This window comes from Variovorax sp. GW821-FHT09A10, from assembly GCF_059418385.1.
The window spans coordinates 873,247-885,986 of record NZ_JBWKPT010000002.1 but is presented as its reverse complement, the minus strand read 5'-3'; the positions used below and the strand labels follow the sequence as shown (position 1 = coordinate 885,986).

The 12,740-nt window shown below is 67.2% G+C and carries 14 protein-coding genes; 10 read left to right on the top strand and 4 right to left on the bottom strand.

The window, feature by feature from the left end; translation table 11 throughout:
• The first annotated feature begins 91 nt into the window (after positions 1–91).
• Positions 92–1,003, top strand: coding sequence for a LysR family transcriptional regulator (locus AC07Q9_RS10940; protein ID WP_492695947.1), 912 nt, complete (start codon positions 92–94; stop codon positions 1,001–1,003).
• On the opposite strand, the gene AC07Q9_RS10935 is transcribed toward AC07Q9_RS10940, so the two are convergent.
• Positions 1,000–1,635 carry a YqhA family protein gene (locus AC07Q9_RS10935; protein WP_495309331.1) on the bottom strand — a complete coding sequence of 212 codons (636 nt, stop codon included), beginning with the start codon at positions 1,633–1,635 and terminating at the stop codon, positions 1,000–1,002. The two genes, AC07Q9_RS10940 and AC07Q9_RS10935, sit on opposite strands and share 4 nt — an antisense overlap.
• A gap of 153 nt (positions 1,636–1,788) precedes the next feature.
• Between AC07Q9_RS10935 and acs the strand changes: the two genes are divergently transcribed.
• Together acs and AC07Q9_RS10925 are read left to right on the top strand one after the other, a co-directional pair.
• The gene (gene acs, locus AC07Q9_RS10930; RefSeq protein ID WP_495309329.1) at positions 1,789–3,786 is read left to right on the top strand and encodes an acetate--CoA ligase; all 1,998 of its coding nucleotides are present in this window, start codon (positions 1,789–1,791) and stop codon (positions 3,784–3,786) included.
• Between the two features lie 199 nt (positions 3,787–3,985).
• Positions 3,986–4,486: a Signal transduction histidine kinase gene (locus AC07Q9_RS10925; RefSeq protein WP_070060479.1), complete on the top strand. Its 501-nt coding sequence runs from the start codon at positions 3,986–3,988 to the stop codon at positions 4,484–4,486.
• Between the two features lie 30 nt (positions 4,487–4,516).
• Here the strand turns inward: AC07Q9_RS10925 and AC07Q9_RS10920 are convergent, their stop codons facing one another.
• A complete protein-coding gene (locus AC07Q9_RS10920; protein ID WP_062482639.1) occupies positions 4,517–4,822 on the bottom strand; it encodes a c-type cytochrome in 306 nt (101 codons plus the stop codon).
• A 105-nt stretch (positions 4,823–4,927) separates the two neighbouring features.
• Between AC07Q9_RS10920 and AC07Q9_RS10915 the strand changes: the two genes are divergently transcribed.
• Complete coding sequence (locus AC07Q9_RS10915; RefSeq protein WP_101492947.1) at positions 4,928–5,185, top strand: TIGR04438 family Trp-rich protein; 258 nt, start codon at positions 4,928–4,930, stop codon at positions 5,183–5,185.
• Between the two features lie 46 nt (positions 5,186–5,231).
• Positions 5,232–6,050: a DUF3592 domain-containing protein gene (locus AC07Q9_RS10910; protein ID WP_495309328.1), complete on the top strand. Its 819-nt coding sequence runs from the start codon at positions 5,232–5,234 to the stop codon at positions 6,048–6,050.
• Positions 6,051–6,057: 7 nt separating this feature from the next.
• Here the strand turns inward: AC07Q9_RS10910 and ilvD are convergent, their stop codons facing one another.
• The gene (gene ilvD, locus AC07Q9_RS10905) at positions 6,058–7,752 is read right to left on the bottom strand and encodes a dihydroxy-acid dehydratase (RefSeq protein ID WP_495299810.1); all 1,695 of its coding nucleotides are present in this window, start codon (positions 7,750–7,752) and stop codon (positions 6,058–6,060) included.
• Positions 7,753–7,858: 106 nt separating this feature from the next.
• Between ilvD and AC07Q9_RS10900 the strand changes: the two genes are divergently transcribed.
• Positions 7,859–8,800, top strand: a complete 942-nt coding sequence (locus tag AC07Q9_RS10900) for a LysR family transcriptional regulator (RefSeq protein WP_139703735.1) — start codon at positions 7,859–7,861, stop codon at positions 8,798–8,800.
• A gap of 3 nt (positions 8,801–8,803) precedes the next feature.
• Here AC07Q9_RS10900 and AC07Q9_RS10895 read toward each other — a convergent pair whose 3' ends face one another.
• Complete coding sequence (locus AC07Q9_RS10895; RefSeq protein ID WP_495309326.1) at positions 8,804–9,742, bottom strand: LysR family transcriptional regulator; 939 nt, start codon at positions 9,740–9,742, stop codon at positions 8,804–8,806.
• A 139-nt stretch (positions 9,743–9,881) separates the two neighbouring features.
• Here AC07Q9_RS10895 and AC07Q9_RS10890 point away from each other — a divergent pair, with 139 nt between their 5' ends.
• The 4 genes from AC07Q9_RS10890 to AC07Q9_RS10875 all read left to right on the top strand — a co-directional run bounded on the left by AC07Q9_RS10890 (position 9,882) and on the right by AC07Q9_RS10875 (position 12,714).
• Entirely contained in the window at positions 9,882–10,655 is a 774-nt protein-coding gene (locus tag AC07Q9_RS10890) for an SDR family oxidoreductase (RefSeq protein WP_390344244.1), read from the top strand.
• 42 nt (positions 10,656–10,697) lie between these two features.
• Positions 10,698–10,967 carry a hypothetical protein gene (locus tag AC07Q9_RS10885; protein WP_062480550.1) on the top strand — a complete coding sequence of 90 codons (270 nt, stop codon included), beginning with the start codon at positions 10,698–10,700 and terminating at the stop codon, positions 10,965–10,967.
• A gap of 57 nt (positions 10,968–11,024) precedes the next feature.
• Positions 11,025–11,855, top strand: coding sequence for a prolipoprotein diacylglyceryl transferase (lgt, locus tag AC07Q9_RS10880; RefSeq protein ID WP_492678733.1), 831 nt, complete (start codon positions 11,025–11,027; stop codon positions 11,853–11,855).
• A 190-nt stretch (positions 11,856–12,045) separates the two neighbouring features.
• Positions 12,046–12,714 (top strand): GntR family transcriptional regulator, encoded by a 669-nt coding sequence (locus tag AC07Q9_RS10875; RefSeq protein WP_062480546.1) that lies wholly within the window; start codon positions 12,046–12,048, stop codon positions 12,712–12,714.
• The last annotated feature ends 26 nt before the right edge of the window (positions 12,715–12,740 follow it).

Below are 12,740 nucleotides of genomic sequence, written 5' to 3'. Positions count from 1 at the left end.
AAGTTGGGAAGGGGATGAACCGCATCTTAGGTTTCTGGTTTCGAAAGAAATACCTCGAATTCCGCGCTTCTTTATTCCTAAAATCGTTCGAATGGACCGATTGAACGCAATGCGAGTGTTCGTGACCGTGGTGGACGCGGGCAGCCTCTCGGCCGCGGCCGACAAGCTCGACCTGTCCCGCCCGGTGGTCACGCGCTACGTGGCCGAACTGGAGCAATGGACCGGCGCACGCCTGCTGCACCGCACGACGCGGCGCCTCAGCCTCACAGCGGCGGGCGAAGAGTTGCTGCCGCGCTGCCGCCAGGTGCTGGAGCTTGCGGGCGACATGCAGGCGGCGGTGCGCCATCCGGCCGAGGCGCCGAGCGGGCAATTGCGCATCACGGCCAGCACCTCGTTCGCGCAGGCGCAGCTGGCCGGCGCGGTGGCCGACTACGTGCGGCGTTATCCGGGCGTGGCGGTGGACCTGGTGCTGCTCGACCGCGCGGTGAACCTGGTGGACGAGCGCATCGACCTCGCCATCCGCGTGTCGTCCGAGATCGATCCGAACCTCATCGCGCGCCGGCTCTCGGTGTGCCGTTCGGTGGTCTGCGCGACACCCGATTACCTGAAGGCGCACGGCCAGCCGCAGCGCGTGGAAGAGCTGGCGCAGCGCAACTGCCTCACGCACTCGTATTTCGGCCGCAGCCTGTGGAACTTCACGCGCAAGGCCGACGGCCTGCCGGTCTCGGTGGCCGTGGCCGGCAACCTCTCGACCAACGACGCGGCCAGCCTGATGGCGCTGGCGCGGGCCGGGGCGGGCATCGCGATGCTGCCCACCTATCTGACGTCGGGGTTGCTGCAATCGGGCGAGCTGGTGTCGCTCTTTCCCGATCACGAGCCGCAGGTGCTGGGGGTGTACGCGGTGTACGCCTCGCGCAAGCACATGCCGTCTGCGCTGCGCACCTTGCTCGATTTCCTGGCCGAGCGCTTCACCGAAGTGCCGGCCTGGGATGCGCCTTCCTAGTGGTGGGCGTTGGCGGCGGCCGCCTCGTTCATCAGCTTGTCGGTGTAGGCGATGGCCATGGCCGAGAACAGGAACGCGATGTGGATCACGGTCTGCGCGATCAGCACCTTGTCGGTGTAGTTGTCCGCGTTGATGAAGGTCTTGAGCAGGTGGATCGAGCTGATGCCGATGATGGCGGTGGCCAGCTTCACCTTGAGCACCGAAGCGTTCACGTGGCTCAGCCACTCGGGCTGGTCCTGGTGGCCTTCGAGGTCCATGCGGCTCACGAAGGTCTCGTAGCCGCCCACGATCACCATGATCAGCAGGTTGGAGATCATCACCACGTCGATCAGCGCCAGCACCACCAGCATGATCACCGTCTCGTTGAGCGAGCCGACGGGGGCTGTGGTCTTGTAGCCGATGCTTGAGATCAAGGCCTGCAGCGCGTCCTTGTTGCCGAAGGCGGCTTCGACCAGGTGCAGCAGTTCGACCAGGAAGTGCACCACGTACACGCCCTGCGCCACGATCAGCCCCAGGTACAGCGGCAGCTGCAGCCAACGGCTCGCGAAGATGAGCCGGGGCAGGGGCTTCAGCGGGGAACTGCGCGCTGGTACGGGCGCGTTCCGGGCGTCGAAAGGATCGGGGGCGGACATGGGGAGTAAGAAGACAGGTGTAAAAAGTCGGGCGATTCTAGAGGTCTCCCAGTGACGCACTCGTGATAACCCTGCGAACTAACATCGACCCCGTCAGTGGCCCGTAAGTGCGTGCCCCGACATTACGGCCGCATTCAATCAGGAGACAAGAGCATGAGCAGCGCATCGAAGAACATTGAATCCGTCCTCGTCGAGAACCGTGTGTTCCCGCCTGACGCCCGCGCCACCGAAGGCGCCCGCATTGCCGGCATGGCCGCCTACGAGGCGCTGTGCAAGGAAGCCGAGCAGGACTTCGAGGGCTTCTGGACCCGCCTGGCCAAGGACAACCTGCAGTGGACGAAGCCCTTCACCCGCACCCTGGACGAATCGAAGGCGCCGTTCTACGAATGGTTCGGCGACGGTGAACTCAACGCCAGCGCCAACTGCCTGGACAAGCACATCGGCACCCCCGTCGAGAACAAGACCGCCATCGTCTTCGAAGCCGACGACGGCGCCGTTACCCGCGTCACCTACAAGGAACTGCTGGCCCGCGTGAGCCAGTTCGCCAACGCGCTGAAAGCGCAGGGCATCCAAAAGGGCGACCGCGTCATCATCTACATGCCGATGACCATCGAGGGCGTGGTCGCCATGCAGGCCTGCGCGCGCATCGGCGCCACCCACAGCGTGGTGTTCGGCGGCTTCTCGGCCAAGGCGCTGCAGGAACGCATCATCGACGCGGGCGCCGTGGCCGTCATCACCGCCAACTACCAGCTGCGCGGCGGCAAGGAACTGCCGCTGAAGGCCATCGTGGACGACGGCATCGCACTGGGCGGCTGCGACACGCTCAAGACCGTGCTCGTGTACGAGCGCACGCCCACCGCGTGGAACCGCGTCGAGGGCCGCGACAAGACCTTCACCGAAGCCCTGGCCGGGCAGAGCACCGAGTGCGCGCCCGTGCCGGTCAATGCCGAGCACCCGCTGTTCATCCTCTACACCTCGGGCTCCACCGGCAAGCCCAAGGGCGTGCAGCACGCCACCGGCGGCTACCTGCTGTGGGCCAAGCTCACGATGGACTGGACCTTCGACATCCGTCCCGAAGACCTGTTCTGGTGCACCGCCGACATCGGCTGGATCACCGGCCACACCTACGTCGCCTACGGCCCGCTCGCGGCCGGCGCCACGCAGGTCGTGTTCGAAGGCATCCCGACCTTCCCGCATGCGGGCCGCTTCTGGGAAATGATCGAGAAGCACAAGGTCTCGATCTTCTATACCGCGCCCACCGCCATCCGCTCGCTCATCAAGGCGGCCGAAGGCGACGAGAAGGTGCATCCGAAGAACTGGGACCTGACCAGCCTGCGCATCCTCGGCTCGGTCGGCGAGCCGATCAACCCCGAAGCGTGGATGTGGTACCACCGGAACATCGGCGGCGAGCGCTGCCCGATCGTCGATACCTTCTGGCAGACCGAAACGGGCGGCCACGTCATCACGCCGCTGCCGGGCGCCACGCCGCTGGTGCCGGGCTCGTGCACCTTGCCGCTGCCGGGCATCATGGCCGCCATCGTCGACGAGACGGGCAAGGACCTGCCCAACGGCGCGGGCGGCATGCTGGTCATCAAGCGGCCCTGGCCCTCGATGATCCGCACGATCTGGAACGACCCCGAGCGCTTCAAGAAGAGCTACTTCCCCGAAGAGATGGGCGGCACCATCTACCTGGCCGGCGACGGCGCGGTGCGCAGCGCCGACCGCGGCTACTTCCGCATCACGGGCCGCATCGACGACGTGCTCAACGTGTCGGGCCACCGCCTGGGCACGATGGAAATCGAATCGGCGCTGGTGTCCAAGACCGACCTCGTGGCCGAAGCCGCGGTGGTGGGCCGTCCCGACGACGTGACGGGCGAAGCCGTGTGCGCCTTCGTGGTGCTCAAGCGCGCGCGCCCGACCGGCGAAGAAGCCAAGCAGATCGCCAACGAGCTGCGTGCCTGGGTCGCCAAGGAAATCGGCCCCATCGCCAAGCCCAAGGACATCCGCTTCGGCGACAACCTGCCCAAGACGCGCAGCGGCAAGATCATGCGGCGCCTGCTGCGCAGCATTGCGAAGGGCGAGGCGATCACGCAGGACACGTCGACGCTCGAGAATCCGGCGATCCTCGATCAGTTGTCCGAGACGAACTGACCTCCGCGATTGGCCGAATCCGGCCAATCCGGAACAGTTGTCACGAACCTGCTGTATCGAGGTGTAGGACATGGCCGTTTGTGCGGCCGTGTGCACCAAAGCGGGCTCCTTGCTGAGGTAAAACCGATGTCGTTACCGCGCGCCACGACAGGCGCGCGGCATTTGTCATCGTGATCGGTTGTTTGCAAGGAGGCGCCACATGGGCGTGAGATCCGCTTTTCTTTTTGTCATCGTGCTGCTCATCGCGGGGCTCGCCGCGCTGAACTGGGGCACGCTGTCCGCACCCACCGATGTGTGGCTGGGCTTCATGAGCGTGTCGGCGCCGCTGGGGCTGATCATGCTGGGGCTCACGGCCGTGCTTGCGGCCTTCTTCCTCGTGTACGTGCTGTACCTGCACAGCTCGGTGCTGCTGGAGACCAAGCGCCACACGAAGGAAATGCAGACCCAGCGCGACCTCGCCGACAAGGCCGAGGCCTCGCGCTTCACCGAGCTGCGCAACTTCCTGGAAGCGCAGGAGAAGCAGCACATGTCGCACAACGCCGACCGGCACACGGCGCTGCTGGCGCGCATGGATCAGCTGGAAAGCGCGGTCAAGCTGCGTTCGGACCAGACCGACAACACAGTGGCGGCGCACATCGGGCAGCTCGAGGACCGCATCGAGCGCCGCCCGCTGCCCAGCGACATCAACCCGAGCATCTGACCGGGCGCGCCGCGCGCTTCGTTTCTCTGATTACTTCGTCGACAACACCCAGGCCGCGAGCTTCTTCGCATCGGCTTCGCTGACCTGGTTGTTGGCCGGCATCGGCACCGGGCCCCACACGCCCGAGCCGCCCTTGATGATCTTGGTGGCCAGCGTGTTGGCGGCGCCCTTGTCGTCCTTGTACTTGGCCGCGATGTCCTTGAACGACGGCCCGAGCACCTTGCGTTCGACCGCGTGGCAGCTCATGCAGTTCTTCGACGTGGCAAGGGCCAGGTCGGCAAAGGCGGGCGCCGCGAGGCCGAGGCCCAGGGCTGCCATCAACATCGTTCTTTTCATGGGGCTGTTTTCGTAAGGGCTGAGTTACATTCGATCAACGCGATTGTAGGTAGCGCGGTGCACACGCACCGGCGGCGATACCGACCAACTCGGAGGGTATTCGCGATGTGGTTTCTGCTCTTGGGCCTGCTTGGTATAGCCCTCAAATATTTCGAAGTGGGCATGGTCGCCGGCTGGAGCTGGTGGATCGTGCTGAGCCCGTTCGCGCTGGCGCTGGCCTGGTGGGCTTGGGCCGATTCGTCGGGCTACACCAAGCGCAAGGTCATCGAGCGCGAAGAGCGGCGCAAGCAAGCGCGCATCGATCGTCAGAAGACCAACATGGGCCTGCGCACCAGCAACGGGCAACAGCGCCCGCGCCGCTGACCACGCGGCTCCGTCACCCGCGCCGCATGCCGACAGGACGCGCGCCATGGACGACGAAGCCGCCACCCACGCCTTGCTCGTTTTCGGGCTGTCGCTGCTGGTCGGGCCGGCCGTCGGCGCGCTGGTCGGGCGTTTCAAGACCTTCTTCTGGGGCGCCGGCATTGGCGCCTTGCTGATCGGTTGCGCCGGCCTGTACGGCGCGGTCACGGTGGGCTGGCAGCGTTACCAGTCGATCGCGGGCACGGTCAGCACGCAGGGCAGCCTGGTCGAGTTCGTGGAAGAGCGCAGCAAGGACAGCAAGGGCTACGTCACCACCACGCGCGCGCCCCTCGTCGAATACACCGCCGCCGACGGGCAGAAACGCCGCGTCAAAGGGCTCGGCGGCAGCCTGTCGGACAAGGAGTGGGGCGATGCGGTCGAGGTGCGCTACAGCACCGCCGACCCAGCCCAGGCGCTGGTGGCCGACTTCCAGAACATGTGGGGCATCGTCTGGGGGCTGGGCCTCTTCGGCGGCTTCCCGACGATGTTCGGCCTGTTCTTCACCGGCATGGCGCTCAAGGAAGGCCGCAGGGGCCGGCCGGCACCGGTGCGCGAGCCGACGCCCACGCAGAAGAAATGGCGCACGCGCGGCACGGTGCTGGCCAACGTGGTGTTCCTGGCCGGCTTCGCGCTGGTGTTTCTCTATCCCGACGACAGTGCGATGAAGCAGTTCGGTGCGGGTTTTCTCACCATCGGCGCGGGGGCGCTGCTGCACTTCGTCGTGCAGAGCTTTCCCCCTGCGATGGATTTCGAAGCCCGGGCCATCTTCGCGATCGTCGGCCTGGGCTTTGCTGCCTTCGGCTACGGCGCGTGGATGATGGGCTGATGCCGCTTCAGAACTTGTCGAGCACCGCGCCCGAGCTCGCGCTCGAGGCGTTGAACGCGAACTTGGCCTGCACGCCGCGCGTGTAGCGCGGGGCCGGCGGCGTCCAGCCTTCGCGGCGCTTGGCCAGCTCGGCTTCGGGCACGTTCAGTTCGAGCACCAGCTTGTGCGCGTCGATGGTGATCGAGTCGCCTTCGTTCACGAACGCAATGGTGCCGCCCGCCGCCGCTTCGGGCGCGACGTGGCCGACCACCATGCCCCAGGTGCCGCCCGAGAAGCGGCCGTCGGTGATGAGGCCGACGCTCTCGCCCAGGCCCGCGCCGATCAGCGCACCCGTGGGCGCCAGCATTTCCGGCATGCCCGGGCCGCCCTTGGGGCCGAGGTAGCGCAGCACCATCACGTCGCCGGCCACGATCTTGCCGGCCAGGATGGCCTGCAGCGCCGACTGTTCGTCGTCGAACACGCGGGCCGGGCCGGTGATGACCGGGTTCTTCAGGCCGGTGATCTTGGCGACCGCGCCTTCGGGCGACAGGTTGCCCTTCAGGATGGCCAGGTGGCCTTCGTCGTACATCGGCTTGTCGATCGGGCGGATCACATCCTGGTCGGCACGCGGCACGTCGGGCACGTCCTTCAGGACTTCCTCGATGGTCTGGCCGCTGATGGTGATGCAGTCGCCGTGCAGCAGGCCGGCCTTGAGCAACACCTTCATGACCTGCGGAATGCCGCCGGCCTGGTGCAGGTCGACCGCGAGGTACTTGCCCGAGGGCTTCAGGTCGCAGATCACGGGCACCTTCTTGCGCATGCGCTCGAAGTCGTCGATGGTCCAGTCCACACCGGCCGTGTGCGCGATGGCCAGGAAGTGCAGCACCGCGTTGGTCGAACCGCCGGTGGCCATGATGACCGCCACGGCGTTCTCGATGGCCTTCTTGGTCACGATGTCGCGCGGCTTCAGGTCTTTCTTGATGGCCTCGATCAGCACCTTGGCCGATTCCTTGGCCGAGTTGGCCTTTTCGTCGTGCGGGTTCGCCATGGTCGACGAGTAGGGCAGCGAGATGCCCAGCGCCTCGAACGCGCTCGACATGGTGTTGGCCGTGTACATGCCGCCGCACGAGCCCGTGCCGGGAATGGCGCGCTTCTCGATCTCGAGCAGGTCTTCGTCGCTCATGTTGCCGGCGGCGTTCTGGCCCACGGCCTCGAACACGCTGACGATGTTCAGGTCCTGGCCCTTGTAGCGGCCCGGCAGGATGGTGCCGCCGTAGACGTAGATGGCGGGCACGTTGGCGCGCAGCATGCCCATGAGGCCGCCGGGCATGTTCTTGTCGCAGCCGCCGACCACCAGCACGCCGTCCATCCACTGGCCACCGACGCAGGTCTCGATGCAGTCGGAGATGACTTCGCGGCTCACCAGCGAGTACTTCATGCCTTCGGTGCCCATGGCCATGCCGTCGGAGATGGTGGGGGTGCCGAACACCTGCGCGTTGCCGCCGGCTTCCTCGATGCCCGCGATGGCCGCGTCGGCCAGCTTCTGCAGGCCCGAGTTGCAGGGCGTGATGGTGCTGTGGCCGTTGGCGACGCCGACCATCGGCTTCTTGAAGTCGCCTTCCTCGTAGCCCATGGCGTAGAACATCGAGCGGTTGGGGGCGCGGCTCTTGCCTTCGGTGATGTTCGCGCTGCGGCGATTGATCTGGATGGTCTTGGTGTCCATGGTGTCTCTTCTGTCGTGGGGAGATCGTGAGGGGGAGCGCCAAGTATCGGACTTCTGATTGATTGGTTCCAATCCAATTTGAAGCGTGGATTGATATGCTCAGCGTATGAATGAAGCCCTCATCGACCTGCGCGCCTGGCGCCAGTTCGTGGCGGTGGCCGAAGAGCTGCACTTCGGCCGCGCCGCCCAGCGCCTGCACATGACGCAGCCGCCGGTCACGCAGGCCATTGCCCAGCTCGAAAAGACGCTGGGCGTGGTGCTGTTCGACCGCACCCGAAGGCGCGTGGCGCTCACGCCGGCCGGCGAGGCGTTGCTGCCCGACGTGCGCGAGCTGCTGGCGCGCGCCCAGGCGCTGCCGGCGCGGGCGCGTGCGGCGGCGGCAGGGCAGGTGGGGCGGGTGCGCATCGCCTTCGTCTCGACGGTCGGCTTCGAGCAGCTGCCGGCCTGGGTGCGCGAGTTCCGCGTGCTGTGCCCCGAGGTGGCGCTCGAACTGGTCGAGGCCACCGGCGACGTGCAGCTCGAAGCCTTCGCGCGCGGCGAGATCGACGCCGGCCTGATGCTGCATTCGCCGGGCGCCGCGCCGCCGGGGCTGGCCTGCCTGCCGGTCGAGGTGGAGCCGCTGGTGCTCGCGCTGCCCGCCCAGCACCGGCTGGCCGAGGCGCGGCCCGTGCCGCTGGCCGAGGTGCTGGACGAGCCGCTGGTGATCTTTCCGCGCCGCATCGTGCCCTCGCTGCACGACGCGATTTTCGACCTGTACCACGCAGCCGGGCGCACGCCGCAGGTGGCGCAGGAAGCGATCCAGATGCAGACCATCGTCAACCTCGTGTCGGGCGGCATCGGCGCGGCCTGGGTGCCGCACAGCGTGATGCAGTTCCGGCGCGCGGGCGTGGTCTACCGGCAGGTCCACGAATTCAAGGGCGTGGGGCGCCGCCGCGTGACCTTGCCGGTGTGCGAGACCAGCCTCGTGTGGCCCGCGCAGGCCGCGCATCCGGCGCTGGCGCGCTTCGTGGCCTTCGTGCGCGAGCGGGCGGGGCGCGTGCCGGCCTGAGGCTCAGGCGCTGCGCGCCGTCCGGCCAGCGGGCGAGGGCGCATCGAGCGAGGCCGCCAGCAGCGCGTCGAGCCAGCCCGCGAAGGCCTGCACCCGCCGCGACAGATTGCGCCGGTGCGGGTAGACCAGGTGCACCGGCAGCGGCTCGGCGCGCGCGTCGGGCAGCACTTCCACCAGCTCGCCGGCTGCCAGGTGCTCGCGCACGTCGTAGGCCGGGATCTGGATCAGGCCCAGCCCTGCCAGCGCGCAGGCGATGTAGGTCTCGGCGTTGTTCGCCGCCACTTGGCTGCGCAGGCGCAGCACCTGGGTCTCGCCGTCGCGCACTTGCCACTCCCAGGGCGCGGCGCGGCCACTGGTCGGCGAGGCGTAGTTGACAGCCATGTGTTGCGGCAGGTCGGCCGTCGTGCGCGGCGTGCCGTGGCGCGCGAGGTAGGCGGGGCTGGCGCAGTTGATGAGCGTGAAATGCCCGAGCGGCCGGGCCACGAGGCTGCTGCTGGCGAGCGGGCCGACGCGCAGGGCGCAGTCCACGCCTTCGAGCACGAGGTCGACCGCACGGTCGCTGGAGCCCAGCTCGAGTTCGACCGCCGGGTGGCGTGCAAAGAAGTCGGGCAACGCCGGCGCGATCAGCAGGCGCGCGATGCGGCTGGGCACATCGACCTTGAGCCGGCCGCTCACGCTGCTGTGCGCGGGCTGGAACTGCTGCTCCATGTCTTCCATGTCGGCCACCAGCGCGCGGGCCCGCTCGAGCAGCACCTCGCCGTCGGGCGTGAGGCCCACGCGACGCGTGGTGCGATGCAGCAGGCGCGAGCCCAGGCGCGCCTCGAGCTGCTGGATGGCGGTCGAGATGGTGGCGCGCGGCAGGGCCAGCCGGTCGGCGGCGCGCGTGAAGCTGCCGGTTTCGGCCACACGCAGGAAGACCTGAAGGAGTTCGATGCGGTCCATGGCGGCGGGCTGATTGTTCGTGGTTTTCAGAACAGTCTAGCCTTGAATGAATGATTTATCTGCAACTTGGCGATCAATAGACTGGCGGCTCGTCACACATCCCATCCCGGGTCTTTCACTCATTCAGAGGAATCCATCCATGTCCGCACGCACGCTCACGAACAAGGTCGCCGTCATCGCCGGCGGTGGCAAGAACCTCGGTGCCCTCATCGCCCACCAACTGGTCGACGGCGGCGCCCGCGGCATCGCCATCCACTACAACAGCGACGGCTCGCGCGCCGAGGCCGAACAGACGGCGGCCGCGCTGAAGGCCAAAGGTGCCGACACGCTGCTGGTGCAAGGCGACCTCGCCGTGGTCGAGAACAACGTGAAGCTGTTCGACCAGGCCGTGAAGCACTTCGGCCAGGTTGACCTGGCGATCAACACGGCGGGCGTGGTGATCAAGAAGCCGATCCTGGACATCACCGAGGCCGACTACGACAAGAGCTTCGACGCCAATGCCAAGGCCGCCTTCTTCTTCATCCAGCAGGCCGGCCGCACGATGGCCGACGGCGGCAGCATCGTGACGCTCGTGAGCTCGCTGCTCGCGGCCTACACGCCGTTCTACGCGATCTACCCGGCGGCCAAGGCGGCGGTGGAGCACTACACGCGCGCGGCCTCCAAGGAGTTCGGCGACCGCGGCATCTCGGTGAACGCCATCGGCCCGGGCCCGATGGACACGCCGTTCTTCTACGGCCAGGAAAGCCCCGAGGCCGTGGCGTACCACAGCAGCGCCGCCGCGCTCAGCAAGTACTCGAAGAAGGGCCTCACCGACATCGAGGACATCGCGCCCATCGTGCGCTTCCTGGTCACCGAGGGCTGGTGGATCACGGGCCAGACGATCTTTGCCAACGGTGGCTACACCACGCGCTGAAGCACCGATATCCGGCAAGATGCGCCCAGGAGGACAACGCAGATGCACACAGTCATGGTGATGGGGGGCGGCTTCGCGCTGCTGGTGGTGTTTCTTCTGGCCGGCCGCTTCATGGGCGACGGCTCGTCGATGGCGCTGGCCGCGGCGGCCAAGTGGTTCATTCCGGCGTGGTTCGTCGGCGCGGGCATCAACATGGCCGTGGGCGTGCTCAAGGCCGGGTACTCGGTGGCCGAGGAGCTGCCGATCTTCCTGTTCATCTTCGCGGTGCCGGCCCTGGTGGCGGGGTTGCTCTGGTGGAAGTTCGGGCGCTGACATTGCCCTGAATGCCCCCGCGGCGGCGGCGTCATTGCGCCACGGCACAATCGTCGGATGCTCATGTATCCGCAGATCAATCCCATCGCCTTGCAGCTGGGGCCGGTGGCCATCCACTGGTACGGCCTGACCTACCTGGCGGCCTTCGCGCTGTTTTACTTTCTGGGCACGCGCCGCCTGCACCACGAGCCGTTCCGCTCGCTGGCCACGGCCGGCGTGTGGCAACGCAAGGACATCGAGGACATCCTGTTCCTGGGCGTCATGGGCGTGATCGTCGGCGGCCGGCTCGGCTACTGCCTGTTCTACAAGCCCGAGTACTACCTCACGCACCCGCTCGAGATCCTGTATGTGTGGCAGGGCGGCATGAGCTTCCATGGCGGCCTGCTTGGCGTGATCGGCGCCATGGTGTGGTTCTCGCGCTCGCGTGCGCGGCCGTTCTGGCAGGTGATGGACTTCGTCGCGCCCTGCGTGCCGACCGGCCTGGCCGCGGGCCGCGTGGGCAACTTCATCAACGGCGAGCTGTGGGGCCGTTTCAGCAGCCCCGAGCTGCCCTGGGGCATGGTGTTTCCGCAAAGCGGCTCGATGCTGCCGCGCCACCCGTCGCAGGTCTACCAGTTCCTGCTCGAGGGGCTGCTGCTGTTCGTCGTGATGTGGCTCTATGCGCGCAAGGAGCGCAAGCAGGGCCAGGTGGCCGCCGTGTTCCTCATCGGCTATGGCGTGCTGCGCTTCGTGGCCGAGTACTTCCGCGAGCCCGACGATTTCCTGGGCCTGCGCGCGCTCAGCCTGAGCCAGGGGCAGTGGCTCAGCGTGCCGATGGTGATCGGTGGCATCGCGCTGTGGATCTGGTTCGGCCGCGCCGGCAAGACGGGCAGCACCGCGCGCGCCTGACGCTCCACGCCCCCGCACAACGCGGCGCAGCACCTTCGGGTGCGCGCCGCTTTTTTTCGTCCGTCTCAGGGTAATTCCGGGCCGCAAGGGCTGGGCGCGGCCCTTGCATTGCGTTAACCATGCACTCACAATTATGCGTAATTACAGGAAATTACGCGAAACGCCCACCGACTTTCCGAGTCCTCAACGCATGCGCCTGGTCCCCAATTCCCTCCATGACGAAGTCGCCGCCACACTGCGCGAGCAGATCTTCGACGGCACGCTGTCGCCCGGCAGCTTCGTGGACGAGGTGGCCCTGTGCGAGCGGCTGTCGATCTCGCGCACGCCGCTGCGCGAGGCGCTGAAGGTGCTCACCGCCGAAGGCCTGCTGCGCCACGAGCCGCGCCGCGGCTGCTTCGTGAACGAGGTGACCGAGCGCGACCTCGACGAGATCTTTCCGGTGATCGCGCTGCTCGAAGGGCGCTGCGCCTACGAGGCCGCGCGCAACGCCAGCGACGCCGAGCTGAACGAGCTCGACGCGCTGCACGAGCGCCTGGTGCGCCACGCCAAGGCGCGGCGCATCAACGACTACTACGCCACCAACCACATCATTCACGAGGCGATCATCAAGCTCGCCGACAACAAGTGGCTGGCCCAGGTGATCGGCGACTTGCGCAAGATATTGAAACTGGCGCGGCTGCAGCAGCTGCACGCGCCGGGGCGGCTCGACCAGAGCCTGTCGGAGCACCTGGCCGTGTTCGCCGCGCTCAAGGCGCGCGACAGCGAAGGCGCCGACGCCGCCATGCGCACCCACATGACGCGCCAGCGCGAGGCGCTGCGCGAAGTGATGCAACAGCAGAAATCCCGGGTGATGCCGTGACAGGCATCGCCCATACAGCCAACGGC